General features: G+C 69.1%; 12 protein-coding genes and 1 pseudogene. 8 read left to right on the top strand and 5 right to left on the bottom strand.

The genetic code is table 11. The features are described from left to right. Positions 1–79: 79 nt before the first annotated feature. Genes ACYVL2_RS04755 through ACYVL2_RS04735 form a run of 5 tightly spaced genes read left to right on the top strand, consistent with a single transcriptional unit; the run spans position 80 to position 7,044 of the window. Positions 80–1,435, top strand: a complete 1,356-nt coding sequence (locus ACYVL2_RS04755) for a hypothetical protein (protein ID WP_460540700.1) — start codon at positions 80–82, stop codon at positions 1,433–1,435. Next, on the top strand, positions 1,432–2,421 hold the full coding sequence (locus ACYVL2_RS04750; RefSeq protein WP_460540698.1) for a glutamate ABC transporter substrate-binding protein: 990 nt from the start codon (positions 1,432–1,434) through the stop codon (positions 2,419–2,421). Before ACYVL2_RS04755 ends, ACYVL2_RS04750 begins: the two co-directional genes overlap by 4 nt. 11 nt (positions 2,422–2,432) lie before the next feature. Beyond that, positions 2,433–4,793 (top strand): serine/threonine-protein kinase, encoded by a 2,361-nt coding sequence (locus ACYVL2_RS04745; RefSeq protein ID WP_460540696.1) that lies wholly within the window; start codon positions 2,433–2,435, stop codon positions 4,791–4,793. Positions 4,794–4,807: 14 nt separating this feature from the next. Beyond that, the gene (locus tag ACYVL2_RS04740) at positions 4,808–5,878 is read left to right on the top strand and encodes a PP2C family protein-serine/threonine phosphatase (protein ID WP_460540694.1); all 1,071 of its coding nucleotides are present in this window, start codon (positions 4,808–4,810) and stop codon (positions 5,876–5,878) included. Continuing rightward, the gene (locus ACYVL2_RS04735) at positions 5,875–7,044 is read left to right on the top strand and encodes an FHA domain-containing protein (protein WP_460540692.1); all 1,170 of its coding nucleotides are present in this window, start codon (positions 5,875–5,877) and stop codon (positions 7,042–7,044) included. Before ACYVL2_RS04740 ends, ACYVL2_RS04735 begins: the two co-directional genes overlap by 4 nt. A gap of 46 nt (positions 7,045–7,090) precedes the next feature. Here the strand turns inward: ACYVL2_RS04735 and ACYVL2_RS04730 are convergent, their stop codons facing one another. From ACYVL2_RS04730 to ACYVL2_RS04720, 3 genes are all read right to left on the bottom strand, one after another. After that, entirely contained in the window at positions 7,091–7,987 is an 897-nt protein-coding gene (locus tag ACYVL2_RS04730; protein ID WP_460540690.1) for an alpha/beta fold hydrolase, read from the bottom strand. A 20-nt stretch (positions 7,988–8,007) separates the two neighbouring features. Then, a complete protein-coding gene (locus ACYVL2_RS04725) occupies positions 8,008–8,589 on the bottom strand; it encodes a TetR/AcrR family transcriptional regulator (RefSeq protein WP_460540688.1) in 582 nt (193 codons plus the stop codon). 77 nt (positions 8,590–8,666) lie between these two features. Further along, positions 8,667–9,326, bottom strand: coding sequence for a BUD32 family EKC/KEOPS complex subunit (locus ACYVL2_RS04720; RefSeq protein WP_460540685.1), 660 nt, complete (start codon positions 9,324–9,326; stop codon positions 8,667–8,669). Positions 9,327–9,375: 49 nt separating this feature from the next. On the opposite strand from ACYVL2_RS04720, the gene ACYVL2_RS04715 reads away from it, so the two are divergent. Together ACYVL2_RS04715 and ACYVL2_RS04710 are read left to right on the top strand one after the other, a co-directional pair. Beyond that, positions 9,376–10,443: a PLP-dependent cysteine synthase family protein gene (locus ACYVL2_RS04715; protein WP_460540683.1), complete on the top strand. Its 1,068-nt coding sequence runs from the start codon at positions 9,376–9,378 to the stop codon at positions 10,441–10,443. A gap of 57 nt (positions 10,444–10,500) precedes the next feature. After that, positions 10,501–11,166: a VOC family protein gene (locus ACYVL2_RS04710; protein ID WP_460540681.1), complete on the top strand. Its 666-nt coding sequence runs from the start codon at positions 10,501–10,503 to the stop codon at positions 11,164–11,166. A 340-nt stretch (positions 11,167–11,506) separates the two neighbouring features. On the opposite strand, the pseudogene ACYVL2_RS04705 reads toward ACYVL2_RS04710, so the two are convergent. Both ACYVL2_RS04705 and nrdR read right to left on the bottom strand, forming a co-directional pair. After that, positions 11,507–17,657, bottom strand: a pseudogene (locus ACYVL2_RS04705) (LAGLIDADG family homing endonuclease); the annotation flags it as partial. Positions 17,658–17,714: 57 nt separating this feature from the next. Beyond that, positions 17,715–18,179, bottom strand: a complete 465-nt coding sequence (gene nrdR, locus ACYVL2_RS04700) for a transcriptional regulator NrdR (RefSeq protein WP_460540679.1) — start codon at positions 18,177–18,179, stop codon at positions 17,715–17,717. Between the two features lie 380 nt (positions 18,180–18,559). Here nrdR and lexA point away from each other — a divergent pair, with 380 nt between their 5' ends. Continuing rightward, the gene (lexA, locus tag ACYVL2_RS04695) at positions 18,560–19,216 is read left to right on the top strand and encodes a LexA family protein (protein WP_460540677.1); all 657 of its coding nucleotides are present in this window, start codon (positions 18,560–18,562) and stop codon (positions 19,214–19,216) included. Positions 19,217–19,267 lie beyond the last annotated feature (51 nt).

Below are 19,267 nucleotides of genomic sequence, written 5' to 3'. Positions count from 1 at the left end.
AATGCGGCCACGCCCGGAAGGCCGCAAATTGGTGCCGTGTCGATACCATGAGGCCGTCCCCCGAACCTGTGAGGTGAAGTTGTCTGTCCAGGCCCCTCCCGCCCCGCCCCAGACGCCGCGAGAGCAGGCACCGGGCGCCTCGCCTGGACGGCGGCGGATCTCACTCGCGCTGGCGGCCTTGCGCCACACCCCCGGTCAGCTTCGCGGGCTGCTCACCGTCCTGGTCGTCCTGATCCTCGGCGCCGGCGTCACCGGCCTCACCGCGGTCCTCGGCAAGTCGGCCGTCATCGAGGAGACCACCACGCAGTCCGGCCGCCTCTCGGTGGCCGCTCTCCAGCTCTACCAGGCGCTCTCGCAGGCCGACGCGACGGCGGCCAGCTCGTACCTGACCGCCGGTACGGCCTCGGAAGCGGTCCGCTCGGACTACCAGGAGGCGCTGCGCGACGCGAGCGTCGCGCTCACCACCGCCGCCGGCGAAGTGAAGACGCCAGAGGACGCGCAACTGGTCGCCGAGCTCAACGCGCGGCTGCCGGTCTACACCGGACTGGTCGAGTCGGCGCGGACGTTCAACCGGCTCGGCGAGCCGGTCGGCGCCACCTACCAGCGGCAGGCGTCCACGCTCATGCGAAGCGAGATGCTCCCGGCGGCCAACACCCTGCAGCACAATGCGATCGACCAACTCGACGAGGCGCGCGACTCGGCCGCGGCGTTCCCGTGGCTCACCGCGATGCTCGCCACGCTCGGTCTCGGCGTGCTGATCTGGGCGCAGCTGTGGCTCGCCCGCAAGACCAACCGCGTGTTCAACCTCGGCCTGGTCGGGGCGACCGTGGCGCTCATCGGCTTCGCCGGCTGGCTGACACTGGCGGCGCTGGCGTCGGCCAGCCACACCGACCGGTCCCATCAGGACGGCGCCGAGCCGCTCGAGCTGCTCGCCGAGGCCCACATCGCCGCCCAGCAGGCCCGCGCCGAGGAGTCGCTCCTGCTCATCGCACGCGGTGAGGACGGCGCGGCGGCCGACCGCTACGCCGAGCAGATGTCCGCGCTCATCGGCGACGACGGCCTGCTCGCGCGGCTCAACGACGCCTACGGCGACGACGCCGAGCTGGCCGAACCGCTGGCGGCGGCGCGCGAGTCGGCCACGACCTGGAGCGAGGGCCACGACCAGGTCATCAAGCTCGCCCGGGACGGCGACTACACCGCGGCGGTCGGCATGGCCGTCGGCGAGGAGGAGCAGAGCCTGGCGACCTCGTTCGACATGCTCGACCAGAAGCTCACCGAGGCGACCGAGATCAGTTCGGACCGATTCGCGCAGGCCACCGGCGACGCGCAGCGCTCGCTGTCGGGCGCGGCCGCGGGCCTGTCGGCCTTGTGCCTCTTGGCGCTGGTGTGCGCCGCGATCGGCATCCAGATGCGAGTGGCGGAGTATTACGCATGATCGATCCCAGATCCACGGTGCGGCCGACTCGGGCGCGAAACCGGATGCGGCTGGCGGTCGCGGCCGCCGGGTGCCTACTCGCCGCCGCCTGCACCGCGCCGGCCACAGTGGAACCACCGAGTGTGGACGTGCCCACGCCCCTGCCCGAGGGCATCGACTTCGAACCGGAGATCAGCACCGACCCGGTCGCCTCCGACTGCGATCCCCTCGCCTCCTACGCCCCCGGCTCGGTCACCGCCGAGCAGGCGCGCCGAACCCTCGGCGACCCGGACAAGATCGTGGTCGGCATCAGCCAGTCGACGAACCTCATGGGCTACCGCGACCCGGTCACCGGCGACCTGTCCGGTTTCGACATCGACATCGCCAAGGCCGTCGTCGAGCGGCTCATGGGCGACGCCGCGAACGTCCAGTGGGTGCCGATGACCTCGGGCGAACGCGAGGACGCGGTCAACTCCGGCCGCGTCGACATGGTCGTGCGCACCATGACGATGAACTGCGACCGCTGGGAGAACGTCGAGTTCTCCACCGAGTACTTCCACGCCGGCCAGCGCCTGCTGGTCACCAAGGGCTCGGGCATCGCCGGCCTCGAAGACCTCACCGCCGACCACCTGGTGTGCACCGGCCACGGCTCGACCTCCACGCGGAACATCGCCGAGAACTCCCGGGCCCAGCCGGTCACGGTCCCCGACTTCAACGACTGCCTCGTCCTGCTCCAGCAGGGCGTGGTCGACGCGATCACCACCGACGACACGATCCTGGCCGGCATGGCCATCCAGGACCCGACCCTCGAAGTGGTCGGCGAGCCGTTCTCCGAGGAGCCCTACGGCATCGCCTTCGCCAAAGGCAACGTCGACCTCGCCCGCTTCGTCAACGGCGTACTCGAGAACATGCGCTCCGACGGCACCTGGCAGAGCGTCTACGACAAGTGGCTCGCCGCGCACCTCGGCGCGCAGGCGCCGACCCTCACCACCAAGTACCAGGACTGAAGGGGAGCGCCATGAGCGACCAGCAGCCCGACCACACCATGCGGTACCTCCCCGCCGACGGCCGGCCCCCGCAGGGCGGCGAGGAGCACGACTCCGACACCCTGCGGGTCCGCAAACGGCTCAACACCCCGCCCTCGCCGCCGCCGGGGTTCTCCCCCAGCCCCATCTCGGCGGCCCCCGCCGCGCCGCCGACCTCCCCGCCGGTGTCCCGACCGGTCTCCCAGGTCGTGCCGGCCGCCCAGGCGCCCTCGCCGCCGCCGGCGCCCCACCGCGCCCCGGCCGCGCCCCTGCCGCAGCCGATCACCGGACCGGTGACCCGCTCGACCGCCGGCAGCTCTCGCCAGCGCGGCGGCCTGTCGGACATGCCTCCGGTGCCACCGCGCAACCCCGCCGAAGCGGTCATGGAAGACCCGAAGGTCCCCGAGCACAAACGCTTCTGCGGCTCCTGCGGCAAACCCGTCGGACGGCCCCAGGCCGGCCGGTCCGGCCGCGTCGAAGGCTTCTGCCCCTACTGCCGGACCAAGTACTGGTTCACCCCGTCGCTGCGGCCCGGCGACGTCCTCTCGGACCGCTATGAGATCCTCGGCGCGATCGCCCACGGCGGCCTCGGCTGGATCTACCTCGCCAACGACCGGAACTTCGCCGACGACCTGACCCAGCGGTGGGTGGTCATCAAAGGCCTCATCAACACCACCGACGAGGACGCGATCGAAGCGGCCATCAACGAGCGGCGCTTCCTGGTCGGCATCGACCACCCGAACGTGGTCAACATCCACGACTTCATCACCGCCGCCGACGTCCGCTCCGGACAGCTCCAGTCGTACATCGTCATGGAGTACGTCGCCGGCAAGTCCCTGCGCGACATCCGCGACACCCCCGACGAGTCCGGCGAGCGGCGTCCGCTCCCGCTGGAGCAGGTGCTGACCTACACCGCCGAGCTCCTGCCCGCCTTCTCCTACCTGCACGACCGCGGCCTGCTGTTCTGCGACTTCAAACCCGACAACGTCATCCACGTCGAGACCTGGCTCAAGCTCATCGACCTCGGCGCGGTCAGGCGCCTCGACGACGAGGAATCGGCGATCTACGGCACCCCCGGCTACTCGGTGCCCAACGACGAGATCCTCTCGGTGGGGCCCTCGGTCAGCTCGGACCTCTACACCATCGGCCGCTCCATGGCCGTGCTCGCGCTCAAGTTCAAGGGATTCACCGGCGAGTACAAGGACAGGTTCCCCCCGGCCGCCGAGACGCCCCTGTTCCGGGAATTCGGCTCGTTCCACCGGCTGCTGCTGCGCGCCTGCCACAACGACCCGCGCTCACGCTTCCAGGACGCCGACGAGATGCGCACCCAGGTCCGCGGCGTGCTCCACGAGGTCCAGTCGATCCAGCGCGGCGAGCCCCGCTTCGAGCCCTCGTCCCTGTTCAGCGGCGAGCACTCGGTGTTCGGCGAACCCGACGTCGAATACGACCGCGCCACCATCGGCAGCCACTTCGAGGTCGCCCACGCCCTGCCGGCCCCGATGGTCGACATCGCCGACCCGTCGGCGGCGTTCCTGGCGACCCTGCAGGCCACCGACGCCGCCGGCATCCTCGCCGAACTGGCCGCCGCGCCCGTCCAGAGCCCGGAGGTGCAGCTGCGTCGCGTGCGGACCCTCGTCAGCGCCGGCGACCTCCACCAGGCGCACGCGACCCTGGACCACTTCGCCGCCCAGGAGGGCAACACGTGGCAGGTCACGTGGCTGCGCGGCATCATCTCGCTGCTGGCAGCCGACTTCCACACCGCCGCGGCACACTTCGACGCGGTCTACTCGCACCTGCCCGGAGAGCTGTCGCCGCGGCTGGCGCTGGCCGCCTGCGCCGAGCTGGCCGGGCGGAGGGACCTGGCGCTGCCGCACTACACGCGGATCTGGGACTGCGACCGCCGGTTCGTCTCGGCCGCGTACGGGCGGGCGCGGCTGCTGGACTACGAGGGCCACTCGACCGAGGCGATCGCGACGCTGCACCAGGTGCCGAAGACCTCCTCGCAGTACGGGGTCGCGCAGACCGCGGCGATCCAGACCTCGCTGCACAGCCTGACCGCGCCGCCGTCGCTGATGGACCTGCACCACATGGCGGGCCGGCTCGACGAGCTCAAGTTGGAGCCGCGCCGCCGCCACCTGGTCTCGACGCGGATCCTGCACGCGGCGATCGACCTGGTCGATCGGGGCGGACCGGCCACCGAACCGCGGATCTTCGGCGCCCAACCGGAGGAGCGCGAGCTGCGGACCGCACTCGAGGCGGCCTATCGTAAGCTCGCTCACACCTGCACGCGGCGCGAGGACCAGGTCTACTACTTCGATCAGGCCAATCGTCACCGCCCCCGCACGATGCTGTAGCGAAGGAGCCACGAATGCAGCCCTCAACGACCGCCACGCACGGCCCCGCGAAGCACTGCACCGAGTGCGAGCTCCCCGCGGACGTCGGCCGCTACTGCGAGGTGTGCGGCGGCGTCCTCGAGGAGCACGAGCGGCCCCCGGAGACGGCCGCCTGGCTCTCTTCGGCGGCCACCGAGGACAATCCCGAGCACCCGGGCGGGTCGGACGACCACGCGGCGTTCGCGCTGCCGGGCATCGGGGCGGCCACCGACGTCGGCAAGCGCCACCACTACAACCAGGACTCCCTGGCGATCGGCCGCAGCGACGACGGCCGCAAGATCGCCGTGGTCTGCGACGGCGTCTCGGGCGCCAGCGACTCCGAACGGGCCTCGCTGGCGGGCGTGGAGGCGGCGGTCACCGAGATCCGCCGGGCGCTGGGCGAGGGTCTGAGCGCCGAGGACGCCTCCCGGCGCGGGGTCAACGCCGCGCACCAGGCGGTGGCGGCGGTCGGCAAGCAGTATCCGAACTCGCCGCCGTCCTCGACTTACGTCTCGGCGGTCGTCGAGGGCGCCGAGGCGGTGCTGTGCTGGGTCGGTGACTCACGGGTGTACTGGGCCGGCGAGAAGGAGGCGAAATGCCTCACGGTGGACGACACGATCCAGGCGCGCCTGGAGTACCAGGGAGTGGACCCCTCGGACGACCGCTACAAGAACCCGTATGCGAAAGCCCTGCTCGCGTGGCTGGGCGCGGACGCGCCGGCGCTCAACCCGAACCTCCTCCGGGTGAGCCTCGCCGGCGGACATGTCGTAGTGTGCAGTGACGGTCTGTCACGCTATTTCGAGAAGGACTCGGATTTGCTGCCACTGCCGGAAGGCGATGTTGGCGGCAAGGCTGTAGCGTTGACACGACGAGCGCTCGCGCACGGCGGGCACGACAACATCAGTGTCGCGGTGCTGGAACTCGGTTCCCCCGGTTCGGTCCAGGTCGAGGAGCATGAGCAGGAACATGCCCGGCAGGACTCGCGGCAGGGGGACGATTCCACGTCGCTGCTCGGCGTCGCCAGTGAGGCCGAGTACACGGAACTGCTTGGAGGGGGAAGACCTTGACCTACCAGCCAGCCTATCCCGGCGGCGGTGCCCCACAGCCCGGCGGCTATCAGTGCGCCTGTGGGGCGTTCCCTCAGGCGCAGTTCTGCGAGCAGTGCGGCACGCCGAATCCGGCGTGGCAGCAAGGCCAGGCCCCGCAGTCGCCCGCCGCTTTCGGCCAGGGCTACCCGCCGAACGACCCGTACGCGCAGCAGCAGCAGGATCCGTACGGGCAGCCCCAGCAGCAGGACCCCTACGGGCAACAGCCCGGCTACGGGCAAGATCCCTACGGCCAGCCGCAACAGCAAGACCCCTACGGGCAGCCGCAGCAGCAGGATCCGTACGGGCAGCCCCAGCAGCAGGACCCCTACGGGCAACAGCCCGGCTACGGGCAAGATCCCTACGGGCAGCCGCAGCAGCAGGACCCCTACGGGCAACAGCCCGGCTACGGGCAAGACCCGTACGGCCAGCCGCAACAGCAAGACCCCTACGGGCAGCCCCAGCAGCAGGACCCCTACGGGCAACAGCCCGGCTACGGGCAAGACCCGTACGGCCAGCCCCAGCAGCAGGACCCTTACGCGCAGCAGTACGGCGCTCCGGCGTCGGCTCCACCCGCGCCCACGTCGGCGCCTCCCGGGCCGCCTCCGGGCGTCCCGGCCGCGCCGTTCGGCGCTCCGACCTCAGCGCCGCCGGCCGCCTCCTCGACCGGTGGCTTCAGCGTCCCGGACGCGCAGCCGCACGACCTGGCCTCGAACTACGCGCCGCCCGGCGGACAGGCCTCGGCCACGCGCTGGACGATCGCGGTCACGGCGGACCAGGGCTACTTCAACAAGGTGGCGGCCTCCGACGGTGCCTCGCAGCTGCAGTACCCGTCGTTCGCCAAGCCGCGGCGCGTCCCACTGGACAAGAACGAGCTGACCATCGGCCGCTACAGCGCCAAGCGCGGGGTCACTCCGGACATCGACCTGTCGGGCGACGTCGCCGACCCGGGCGTGAGCGCGCAGCACGCGAAGCTGTTCCTCAAGCCCGACGGCTCCTGGACGATCATGGACGTCGGCTCTTCGAACGGGACGTTCCTCAACGGCTCGGACGAGCCGCTGACGGCGCACGTGGAGTTCCAGCTCGGCGACGGCACCTACCTCAACATCGGGGCGTGGACGCGCCTGACGATCCACTACGAGGGTTAGACGCATCGACGGAAAGGGCCCGGGAGCCGATCCCGGGCCCTTTCCGCTACCCGGCCTTGACGAACGCGGTCACGCGCCGGTTGACTTCGGGGCTGACCAGGACCTTGCGGTGGCCCAGGCCGGTGGTGGCCATCAGCTCGGCGTTGGGCCAGCTCTCGGCGAGGGCGGCCCCGTGCCGGAACGGGTTGGGGCGGTCGCGTCGGTCGTGGACGACCAGCGTGGGGGCCTTGACCTGCTGGTCGATGAGGGTGACCTTCGACAGTTCCACTTCGGCGCGCCGCTCGATCATCGGGATCATGCGGCCCATGATCCTGGGGCCGGCCGGGACTATCGCGCCGATCGTGTCGCTGAAGCCGCTCACGCCGCCGATGAACGGGGCGATCAGGGCCAGGCGCGGTTCGTCGGCGAGGTCGATTCCGGCCTGGCGCATGCCCATGACGGCGGTCAGGCAGCCCAGCGAGTGCGCCACCACGGCGTGAGGGGGCCCGAACTTGTCGACGGCGGCGCTCATCGCGTCGGCCATGTGGAGGGCGTTGGTGGCCTGCTCGCCCCACGGGCTGGCGCCGGAGTTGCCGTGGCTGAGCGAGTCGAAGGCGACCACGCGCATGCCGCCGGCGACCAGCGAGGCGGCGATGTGGTCGAAGTCGCCGGTGGAGCCTCCCCAGCCGTGCACCATGTAGACCAGGGGTCCTTCGCCCCAGTCGTAGCCCCAGACCTCGCCGCCGAGGCAGTCGATGCCGAAGATCTCGGCGCCGGCCGGGGCCCTGCCGCGGAGGCGGCGGTGGGGCGAGCCGGGGACCTTGAACCACATCCGGCTCAGCACCTTCGCCGCCGAGGTCGGCGCGATGCGCTCGGCGGCCGCGAACGCGGTGCGCAGATGCCAGGGAGCACGAACGGTCGTGCTTTTCTTCGCCGGGCCATTGCCGGCGGAACGATTCGCCATGGGTGTTGCGACCTTTCGCTTCAGTGTCGGTGGCCGTCGACCACTCGGTTGAACGCCGCCCAGGCTCGCTCGGCGGCGTCGGGATGGCCGAGGATGCGGCTCATCCAGTTGAAGGACAGCAGGATGCCGAAGACCTCCTGCGCCACCTGGAAGACGTCGGTGTCTTCGGCGAACTCGCCCTCGGCGACAGCGGTGGACGCGATGCGGGCGAGCGAGTCGAGCAGACCGCGGTGATCGGCGACCATCTGGTCGCGCAGCGGCCCCGGCATGTCGTCGAACTCCGCGGCGGCGGCCAGGAACAGGCAGCCGCCGGGCCGGGAGTACCAGTGCATCCAGTTCTCGACCACGGCGCGGAGCCGCGTGATCCCGCGGGGCTTGGCCAGCGCGGGGCGCACGACCTCCTCGCTGAACTGCTCGCTGTTGCGCTCCATGCAGGCCAGCTGCAGGGTCTCCTTGGACTTGAAATGGGCGTAGACCCCCGACTTCGACATGTCGGCGGCGGCGGCGAGCGACCCGATCGTCAGCCCGGACAGCCCGTTGTAGCGGGCCATGCGGACGGCGACGTCGAGGATCGCCTGCCTGGTGAGTTCGCCCTTGCGCACCCGTCAAAAATAGCACGGTCGTGCTGAAAAATCCGGCCGCCTCGGCACTGCCGCGCCCGGATCACAGGACCTGCCGCTCAGCCGCCGCCGAGCGCCGCACGCACCCGCGCCATCTCGGCCCGGTCGAGGTTCGGATCGGCCTCCCGGAACCGCGCGGCCGCACCGAGGACGTCCTCCCGCAGGCCCTCGCGGAGCGGAACGAGCATCTGAGCGCTCACGTCCGCGATCAACTCAGCGGGCAGACCCATACCGGCCAGGTCGACCCCGGCCATGATCGCCCACGTGACGGCCCGATCGAAGTCGGGCTCGCCGGCGGCGGCGTTCGTCCAGTCGATGACGTACGGACCGGCCTCGGTCAACACCACGTTCTCCGGATGCAGGTCCAGATGCAGCAAGCGCCTCCCGGCACCGAAGCCGACACCGCGCGGCGAAGCGGGCATCCACTCCGGCGCCTCCAGCGGCGCCAACCGCTCGAGCAGACCGAGCAGGATCCCGGCGGACTCCCCCGCCGACAACCGACCGGCGACGACTTCGGCGGCCATCGTCGGCCCATGGAGCCGCTCCATCACCAACTCGCCCCCAGAAGCCGAGAACACCTCGGGCACCGGGAACCCCGCCGCCCGCACCGACTTCATCACCCGAGCCTCGTACTCCACATCGAAGTCGCCGCGCCGCAGCACCCGTCGATCATCGAGCGCGTACACCCGCGAGGCCCGCCCCGCACCGATCAACTCCATCGCGCGACCATATCGAGCCGCCGAATCCGATGCGTCATAGGCTGGTCCGATGGCCGAGCGACTCCACCGCGAATGGAACCACCACGCCATCGCCGCCCTGCGAGACGACGCCGCGTCCGCGCCCCCCACACCGCTGCGCACCGACGTCGAGCGCCTCGGCGACGCGATCCGCATCCACCTCAAGGACGAATCGGCGCACCCCACCGGAAACCTCAGACACCGACTCGTCCGCGACCTGCTCCTCCACGGCCTCGTCAACGGCCGCATCGACGAAGGCACCCCCATCGTCGAGGCCACCGGCGGCGGCGCCGCCCGGTCACTGGGCCACTTCACCCGGCTGCTCGACCTGCCGTACATCGCCGTCATACCCGGCAAGACCCACCCCGACCAGATCGCCGCGATCGAACGGCTCGGCGGACGATGCGAACTGGTCGACCCTCCCCTGGCGATCTACGAGACCGCCGAACGCATCGCCGAGGCCAAGGGCGGCCACTACCTCGACATGTTCCGACGCGCCGAAGCCGCGACCGACTGGCGCACCGGCAACATCGCCGACGAGATCCTCCGGCAGGCCCGGCGCGAACCCCGCTGGATCGTCTGCGGAGCCGGCACCGGAATCACCTCGGCCACCATCGGGCGCCACCTCCGCTACGTCGGCGCCGGCACCCGCGTGGCCGTGGCCGACCCCGAGCACTCCAGCTACTTCCCCGGCTGGGCCAGCGGCTACGACGGCTACGCCACCGGCATGCCCTCCCGCATCCCCGGCATCGGCCGCCCGCGGATCGAACCGGCCTTCAACTCCGAACTCGTCGACGCCGTCGTCCCGGTGCCCGACGGCGCCAGCGTCGCCGCCATGCGCCACCTCGCCGACCGCCGCGGCGCCGAACACGGCCCCGCCACCGGAGCCTGCCTCTGGGCCGCCCTCGAACTGGCCTCGAGCATGCGGGCCGACGGCGTCGGCGGCGACATCGTCGTCGTCGCCGGCGACCGGGCCGCGACCTACCGGAGCACCTTCTACGACGACGCATGGATCGACGCGAAGGGCTTCGACCTCGAACCGCACCGGCGCGCGCTCGAGGAGTTCGACGCCACGGGGCGCTGGCGCCACGACGGCTGACCGCGCGCCTGGTGGAAAACGGATAGAAACGTCCGACCGCGCCGATACCCTCGGCGGATGAGTGACGACATCGCAGTGCGAACGTTCCTGGAGACCGAGGGCGCCGAGGACTGGCGGCTGCTCGGCGAAGGCGCGTGCGCCTACTTCCCCACCGGCTCGCTCGCGGCCGGAATCCGCTTCGCCCAGGCCGTCGGCGAACTCGACGGCATCGAGGAGCACCCGCCGGGGATCGACATCCGGCCCGACGGCGTGACCGTGCGGCTGCTGACCATGACCGACGACTACTACGGTCCCGGCCGGAAGGACCTCGAACGGGCCCGCGAGATCTCCGCGACCGCCCGAGCGCTCGGGCTCACCGCCGAGCCCGAGGCGGTCGAGACCGTCCAGCTCAGCATCGACGCCATGTCCATTCCCGACATCATGCCGTTCTGGCGCGCCGTGCTCGGATACGAGTACCGGCCCGACAGCCCCGACGAGGACCTCGTGGACCCGCGCGGCCGGGGGCCCGGCATCTGGTTCCAGCAGATGGATCGCCCGAGGCCGCAGCGAAACCGCATCCACTTCGACGTGTGGGTGGGCCACGACGAGGCCGAGTCCCGTATCGAGGCGGCCCTCGCCGCCGGCGGTCGGCTCGTCAGCGACGAGTTCGCGCCGACCTGGTGGGTGCTGGCCGATCCCGAGGACAACGAGGCCTGCGTCTGCACGGCGCTGGGCCGCGGCTGAGACGACGCGGGGGCCGGACGCCTCGCGCCCGGCCCCCGCCGATCGTCTCTCCGCTAGCTGCAGCCGCTGGTGGCCCCGCAGCCTTCACAGGCGTAGCAGGAGCCCGAGGGCCGCATCTTGGTGCCGCAGTTGACGCACAGGGGCGCGTCGGCGCTGCGGGACTGGGCGGAGTTGAGGACGTCGGACCGCGACGGCTTCGACTCCGACCTCGGCTCGGCCGACAGCTCCTGCTTCACGATCTCCTCGACGGGAGCCGAGGAGCGCATCTGGTCGAGGTCGACCTCCGGTTCGGACTCCACCTTCGAGGGGTCCTCGCCGTTGACCTCGGCCGTGCGCTCGGCCGTGGTCAGGATGCCGAGCGCCGCGCGGTCCTCGTACGGCAGGTAGTCGAGCGCCAGGCGGCGGAAGATGTAGTCGACCACCGACGAGGCCATCCGGATGTCCGGGTCGTCGGTCATGCCCGCCGGCTCGAACCGCATGTTCGTGAACTTCTCGACGTACTTCTCGAGCGGGACGCCGTACTGCAGCGCGATCGAGATCGCCACCGACAGCGCGTCCATCACGCCGGCGAGCGTCGAGCCCTGCTTCGACATCTTCAAGAACACCTCGCCGAGCCCGTCGTCGGGGTACGACGAGGAGGTCAGGTAGCCTTCGGCGCCGCCGACGGTGAACGACGTCGTCTGCGACGGACGGCGCTTGGGGAGCTTGCGGCGCACCGGCGAGTGGACCGACATCTCCTCCACGACCTTCTCGACGACCTCTTCGACCTTGGCGTCGATCTCCTTCTTCTTGGCCGACAGCGGCTGCCCGACCTTGCAGTTGTCGCGGTAGACCGCCAGGGCCTTGAGGCCCAGCTTCCAGCCCTGGAAGTAGATCTCCTCGAAGTCCTCGACCGTGGCGTTCTCGGGGACATTGACGGTGTTGTGATTCACGATCCCGTTGGCGACAAAAGCGTGGGAACCGGGAACAGAGAGGTCGAAGACTTCGGCGTCGTCACGATCGTTGACCTCAGCGACCGGCGAGAAGCACAGCTTGTCGTCCAGGACCTGCTGCAGCCAGCCCGGAAGTTCCACACCGGGGATCGAGGCGACTCGTTCAAGCGTTTCACGGCTGACGTGCCGCGTCCTTGAGTCCTTAAGGTGGCGGAACCGTTGCCTCATACCGGTCCCCGCACCGTTTCGGCCGGACTTTCCGCGCGGAATGAGCTCATGCAGCTCGGTTCCGCTCACGCCTGGAACGACATCGGCCGTCGACTGCGAGTACGTCATCGCCAGCAGCTCCTGCGCCGACTGCCGCTTGGCGGGTTCCAGGAACGGCACCAGGCCGGCGAGTTCCTGAGCTTCGCGCCCAGCGGCATAGACCTCGTCGTAGTACCGGCCGTACTTCTTGTCGTACTTCGAGACGCGGCTATGGCGAACGCCGAGGTTGGTGAGCACGGCTTGCAAGTCGTCGAGAAGCCCGTTGCTCGCCAGGGAGATCCCCCACTTGCCGGGGCGGGGAATCGTGTACGCGTCCAACGCCAGACCCTGAAGGAAGGCCAGAACCATTCGTTTCGGCGAACGGAGGACCGCATCCGGGATTCGCTTGCCCGAGGCGCGAGTACCACAACCGAGTTTGTCCATGAATTCCACGACTGTCTTCGAGGACACCTTGACGCCCGGGCACTTGCCAGGCTGTTCCACGATCGCGGCGTCAAGACCGAATTGGCTCTTCCAAGCGGCCTTGACCATTTCGAGCACCTCGGGAACCGAGTTTGTGATGGTCACACTGTAATTGGAACCGGTCGTGTGCCCCTCGGAAGCGTAAGCACCGAGCAGGAAAGCCAGTTCTTCGCTCATCTCCATCGGAAGCGAGACGCGTTCGTCCCACCATTTCGGCTCCACCGGATGCATCCCCCGGAGATTGTACGGAACGGACGACCAGAGGTCGGCCCCGTACTGCGTGGCGACATAGTCGCCTTCTCGGATCTCGCCGAGATGCTTCCAAGTGAGCTCGCCGTGACCGGCCACCAGCAGCCGATGCTGGTATGTCCCCCGAATCCGGTGGCCCGAACGGAGTACCACTTCTCGTGTCGGTCGGACGCCACCGTAGTAGAAGGCATCGGTCTTCCGGTCACCGCCAAGCGAAGCGACTCGGAGGAGTTCTGAGCGGAACGTACCCTCCGGCTCGCCGCCGTACAGGGATCCGATTCGGATGAGGCCATCCTCTGAAGCGACGAGCGATTCCGCGGTAACGCACTTGCTGATCGCCCCGGAGAGGAACGGCTGGACGGCCGCCATCATGTTGACGTGGCCCATCGGGGAGATCGCCCGCTCGCCCATGGCGCAGTCGAACACCGAGTAGTGCTCTTCCGCCAGCGCCGGAGCGCCCACGACGTGGCCGTGCTCGGCGATGTAGTCGATGATCGCCTTGCAGTCGGCCTCGCTGTAGCCGAGGTGGCCCAGCGCGCGCTCGACGGTCTGGTTGACGATCTCCATCGACCCGCCGCCGACGAGCTTCTTGTGCTTGACCAGCGCCAAGTCGGGCTCGATTCCCGTTGTGTCGCAATCAAGCATAAAGGATATGGTGCCGGTGGGTGCCAACACCGAGGCCTGCGCGTTGCGCCAGCCGTTGACCTCGCCGAGCTGGTTGCCCTTGGCCCATTCGGCCTTGGCGGCCTCCAGGATCGTGGCGTCGATGTCGCCGAAGGTGCGCACCCGGTCGGCGGCCTCGGCGTGCTTGCGCATGACGCGCTGGTGCGGCTCGGCGTTGATCTCGTAGCCGGCGTACGGCCCGACCGCGCCGGCGATCTCGGCCGAGCGCCGGTAGGACGCGCCGGTCATGAGCGCGGTGATGGCGGCGGCGAGCGCGCGCCCGTCCTCGGAGTCGTAGGCGTGCCCCGAGGCCATCAGCACCGCGCCGAGGTTGGAGTACCCGATGCCGAGCTGCCGGTAGTCGCGGGTCGTCTGGGCGATCTGCTCGGTCGGGAAGTCCGCGAATGAGATCGAGATCTCCATGGCCGTGATGACGAACTCGACGGTCTTGACGAACCGTTCGACGTCGAACGACCCGTCATCGCCGAGGAACTTCATCAGGTTCAGGCTCGCCAGGTTGCACGACGAGTCGTCCAGGCTCATGTACTCCGAGCAGTTCGCCACGACGACGCCGCCGACGATGTAGGAGTGGTTCCGCGGCTCGGTGAGGTTGTAGGTGGTCTCGAAGCCGACGCTCTCACGGCTGACGAGTCTCACGGACCGGTCGGTGTAGTAGCGGGATTTGCAGTCGAGCACCGACGCGAGCTTCTCGGACTTGGCGGTCAGGCCGAAACCGATGAGCGCGGCGAACTCGACCATCGACGGCCCGGTGATCCGCAGGTCGAAGAACGGTCCCTCAGAGGCGTATTCGACGTCGGTGCCGTCCTTCTTGGTATACCGGAACGTCGCTTCGTTCTCGTCGGTGCGGTAGATGCGAGCGCTGATGCCCAGCGACGCCAGCGTCTCCTGCACGCCCCGGAGCAGCTCCTCGGACTTGCTGCCGAGGCCGATGTAGCGGGTGCCGTCGTCCTGCTCGACGACGCAGCCGTCGGCGTCGAACAGGCCCTGGAGGAAGTTCACGAGGGTGTCCTCGTCGGCTTCGAAGAGGGCCTCGGGCAGCACCTTTTCGGCGGCGCGACCGGTCGAGCATCCGAGCGCCTCGAAGAACGCGGCGAGGCCCGAACGCATCGAGCGCAGCTGCCGGGTGCCGTTGGCCTGCAGGCTCGGCTTGCTGACGTGGCCGGTGATCCGTTCGAGCAGGCGCTGGTGGCGGGGCAGCAGTTCGCGCTGCTCCGCTTCGGTCCCGTAGACGGTGACGACGCCGTCCTCCTTCACACAGCCGTCGCCGACGAGCCAGCCCATGTAGTGGGCGAGGTCGGGCAGCTCGTCCCACTTCTCGGGGAGCGCGATCGCGGCGTTCCCGGCCGCGGCGCGACGCTGAGCGGCCTCGATCGCCGCTCGCGGCACGGCGGCGCTCGCTGCCGAGCGCGGTGCGTACTGGTTGGACCGCACCACGCGGTCGTCGGGCTGCAGCTGGTCGGCGTGCACCCAACCGCGGTTCTCGGTCCACAGCCGGTGGCCCGGCGTGCAGCGGAGCCGGGAACCGTCGGAGAATCGCAGCTCGACGATCTCGTTGGTGCCGGTGACCATGTACCGGACCGGGTTGGTGGCGACGACCCGGTCGGCGGCGTCGGTCTCGGCGGTGACGTCATTGGTGAAGACCGCGAAGGTCTCGCCTTCGGCCGAGCGTCGCACCAGGTCACCGATCTTGATCAGGCCCTTGTCGGTGACCACGCGCTGGTCGGCCGGGAAGCACGGGTTGGACGCGTAGATGCGGTCGGTGTTCGGGTTGGTGTGCCAGTCGTTGATGGTGTCGTCGTACTGGATGCCGGGATCGGCGCACTCCCAGGCGGCCTCGGCCATCTTGCGGAACACCTCGCGCGCGTCGCGGCGGGAGATCTCCTTGCCGTCCAGGCGCCCGGTGAGGGCGTAGTCGCCGCCGGACTCGACGGCGCGCATGAACTCGTCCGAGACGCGCACGGAGTTGTTGGCGTTCTGGTACTGGACGCTGAACATGTCGGCGCCGCCGAGGTCGACGTCGAAGCCGGCGTCGCGCAGGGCCCGGATCTTGTCCTCTTCGCGGGCCTTGGTCTCGATGAAGTCCTCGATGTCGGGGTGGTCGACGTCGAGGACGACCATCTTGGCCGCGCGGCGGGTGGCCCCACCGGACTTGATGGTGCCGGCCGAGGCGTCGGCGCCGCGCATGAAGCTGATCGGCCCGGAGGCGTTGCCGCCGCTGGAGAGCAACTCGGCCGAGGCGCGGATCTTGGAGAGGTTGACCCCGGCGCCGGAGCCGCCCTTGAAGATCATCCCCTCTTCCTTGTACCAGTCGAGGATCGACTCCATGGTGTCGTCGACGCTCAGGATGAAGCAGTTGTGGACGCGCAGGTTGTGCGACAGGTATTCGCCGCTTTCGGTTTGGATGTCATAGACCTCCTGCGGACCGAGCTTCTCGATGCGGTCGATCTGGAGGCGTTCGGTGGCGTTGGCCGGGTGGCCCTTCTTCGCGAAGCTCGCGACGAGCTTCTCGTGCTTGCGCTCGCAGACGAACCCGATCTCGGTGGCGAACACGCCGCGGTCGCCTTCGCTCTGGATGCCGAGGCTCCAGAGGTCGTGGCGGTTCTCGCGCGGCTCGCGCTTGCGCCTGACGCGCGAGAAGATCGCGAATCGCTGCAGCAGTTCCTGCATGCCGCGGACCAGCTTTTCGCCGATCATGTCGCAGCCGACGAGTGTTGACCGCTCACGGGCGGATACGTAACCCTCCGCCTGGAAGATACTGCGCAGGTACGCCTTGACTACTGGCAGCGGAGCGGTGTAGAGGCGCTCGGGCACGGTCATCTCGGTGCCGCGGGCCAGCAGGCCCCATTTCTCGATGAAGGGCCGGAGGTGTTCGCCGTAGAGTCGGATCCGCTTGCATTCGAGAGACTCGTCTTGGGTCCGATGTTCCCTGACCTTGTAGTGAGCGCCGGGGAAGACGGCTTCGATCGCTTTGACGACCCATTCGTACTCGGCCTCGGTGACGGTGATGGCCTCTATGGTGAGCGATCGGTTGGTGCCGTGCTCGTACCGGCCGACGAATCCGTCGGCCTGGAGCCATCCTGCGAGGGCGGCTTCGTGCATGTCGGCGTCGGAGAACTCGGCTTCGCCCTCGGTGTACCAGCGGTGCCATTCGAGTTGATCGCCCTCGCCGAGTGTTCCGGCCTCAACGAACCGACCTGTGCCTTGGCCGGTGCTCTTCCACACCAGGTGGTCGGCGGTCACGTCGAGGGCGTGCCCGGACTTGGTGTGGAGGCGCAGCACGTCTTTGACTCCATTGGCCTTGACCGCGAGAATCCGCGTGAGTCCGGTGGCGTCGTAGACCTTGGTTCCCACCATCTCGTCTTCGACGAGCTTGCCGATCGGGACGGGGCCGGCGGGGGTGCTGACCAGCGCGTTGTAAGGTTGGCACGCTGAGACTTGCTGCGCTGCTTCGGTTCCGACGTTGAACCAGACCGGCGAGTTGAAGCTGAAGTACTGGTGGAGCAGGAGCCAGGTGAGCTCGTCGGCGAAGATCCGGGCGTCTTGGCTGGAGGCGAAGTAGCCGTGCTCCTCGCCGGCCTTGTGGTAGGTGCGGACGACGCGGTCGATCAGCTGCTTGAGGCTGCTCTCGCGCTGGGGCGTGCCCACGGCGCCGCGGAAGTACTTGGACGTGACGATCTGCGTGGCGTTCTGGCTCCAGAATTCCGGGAACTCGACGCCGCGCTGCTCGAAGTTGACCGAGCCGTCGCGCCAGTTGGTCATGACGACGTCGCGGGTCTCCCACTCGACCTCGTCGTACGGGTGCACACCCTCCGTTGTGAACACACGTTCGACATGTAGCCCATCGCGGGCCGGCTGCTTCGCGGCCTTCTTGGCCGCGGCGCTGTTGGTCTTCGGCATGTCTCCTCGCCCTTGTCTGCTCGTGCCCTGGTTTGCTGGCTGTTGAGAGGGGGATCTCTAGCCGCCGTGGCCGGCGGCGTGCTGCTCTCGCAGCTGGCTGATGGCGGCCTCGAAGTCCTCGAGGGATTCGAAGCTGCGGTAGACGCTGGCGAATCGCAGGTAGGCGACCTCGTCGAGCTGCCGCAGCGGCTCCAGGATCGCCAGACCCACTTCGTTGCTCGGGACTTCGGCGACCCCCCGCGAGCGGATCTCGTCCTCCACGTTCTGCGCGAGTTTCGCCACATCGTCGGCGTCCACGGGCCGGCCCTGGCAGGCCTTCATGACCCCTTGGGCGACCTTGGAGCGGCTGAACGGCTCGGTCGCGCCCGAGCGCTTGACCACGGCGAGGACCGATTCCTCGACGGTGGTGAAGCGTCGTTCGCACTGCTGGCAGACCCGGCGGCGCCGGATGATCTTGCCGTCCTCGCCCTCACGGGAGTCGACCACTCGACTGTCGGGATGACGACAGTAAGGGCATCGCATCGCTACTCTCCTTCTGGGCGATCATCTCGCCCGGGTCCGACAGTCTCCCGATCGGCGCCCGGGCCGCCGTCGGCGCGCCGGGGGCCCAGTGTCCTCCGCGCCGCGGCGTGTTGGACTCGAACCCCAACACCTAGTGAAAGACGATACATCAAACCACTAGATCTTGGGTTCAAGTCTACTTCAAGATGGCACATCCGTGATCATGCGGCGACCTCGGGCCGACCATACGCGCCCGAATCGGTGGATTCGCGAGCCGCCGCGGCACGTTCGACCAAGCCCCGCGACACGCCGAAGTCGCACGAATGTTTGACTTGACACTGAGCCTGAGCTACATTGTCGGAATCAGACATACCGTCCCATTTGTCTTACAGGAGCTTCCTGTGGCTACCGAGACCACTACAGCCCGAACGAAAACGCGCAAGCTGACTCGTCGGCAGCAGCAAGTCCTCGAGTACATCGAGGAATTCATCAACAACAAGGGGTATCCACCCAGCGTCCGCGAAATCGGCGCCGAAGTCGGCCTCGCGTCGGCCTCGAGCGTCGCCTATCAGATGAAGCAGCTCGAACGCAAGGGCTACCTCAACCGGCTGGCCGGGCGTCCGCGCGCGGTCGGCGTCAAGCAGTCCACACCCGGGGGGGTCCAGACCTGCTCGCAGCACCCTCGGCCGCGCTATGTGCCGATGGTCGGCGAGATCGCCGCGGGTCAGCCGATACTCGCCGAAGAACGCGACTACGACGTGATGCCGCTGCCGGCCGAGTTCGTCGGCGAGGGCGTCCACTTCCTGCTGCGCGTCAAAGGCGATTCGATGATCGAGGCGGCCATCACCGACGGCGACTGGGTCGTCGTGCGCCAGCAGCCCGACGCGCTCAACGGCGAGATCGTCGCCGCCATGATCGACGGTGAGGCCACCGTCAAGACCTGGAAGCGCAAGAACGGCAAACCGTGGCTGATGCCGGCCAACCCGCTGTACGACCCGATCGACGCCTCAGAGGCCGAGATCCTCGGCCGCGTCGTGGCCGTCCTCCGCAAGATCTGACCGAACGCGCACGACACGGCCGAGCCCAGTGAGCCGTGCACCGGCGCACCC

The organism is Glycomyces halotolerans (genome assembly GCF_054779575.1).
This window is presented reverse-complemented; position numbering and strand designations above follow the sequence as displayed.

Excerpts from the sequence above, each read along its gene's own strand:
- ACYVL2_RS04710 (WP_460540681.1), top strand. The coding sequence starts at position 10,501 with ATGAGTGACGACATCGCAGTGCGAACGTTCCTGGAGACCGAGGGCGCC.
- ACYVL2_RS04740 (WP_460540694.1), top strand. The coding sequence starts at position 4,808 with ATGCAGCCCTCAACGACCGCCACGCACGGCCCCGCGAAGCACTGCACC.
- ACYVL2_RS04745 (WP_460540696.1), top strand. The coding sequence starts at position 2,433 with ATGAGCGACCAGCAGCCCGACCACACCATGCGGTACCTCCCCGCCGAC.
- ACYVL2_RS04730 (WP_460540690.1), bottom strand. The coding sequence starts at position 7,987 with ATGGCGAATCGTTCCGCCGGCAATGGCCCGGCGAAGAAAAGCACGACC.
- ACYVL2_RS04750 (WP_460540698.1), top strand. The coding sequence starts at position 1,432 with ATGATCGATCCCAGATCCACGGTGCGGCCGACTCGGGCGCGAAACCGG.
- ACYVL2_RS04715 (WP_460540683.1), top strand. The coding sequence starts at position 9,376 with ATGGCCGAGCGACTCCACCGCGAATGGAACCACCACGCCATCGCCGCC.
- nrdR (WP_460540679.1), bottom strand. The coding sequence starts at position 18,179 with ATGCGATGCCCTTACTGTCGTCATCCCGACAGTCGAGTGGTCGACTCC.
- ACYVL2_RS04720 (WP_460540685.1), bottom strand. The coding sequence starts at position 9,326 with ATGGAGTTGATCGGTGCGGGGCGGGCCTCGCGGGTGTACGCGCTCGAT.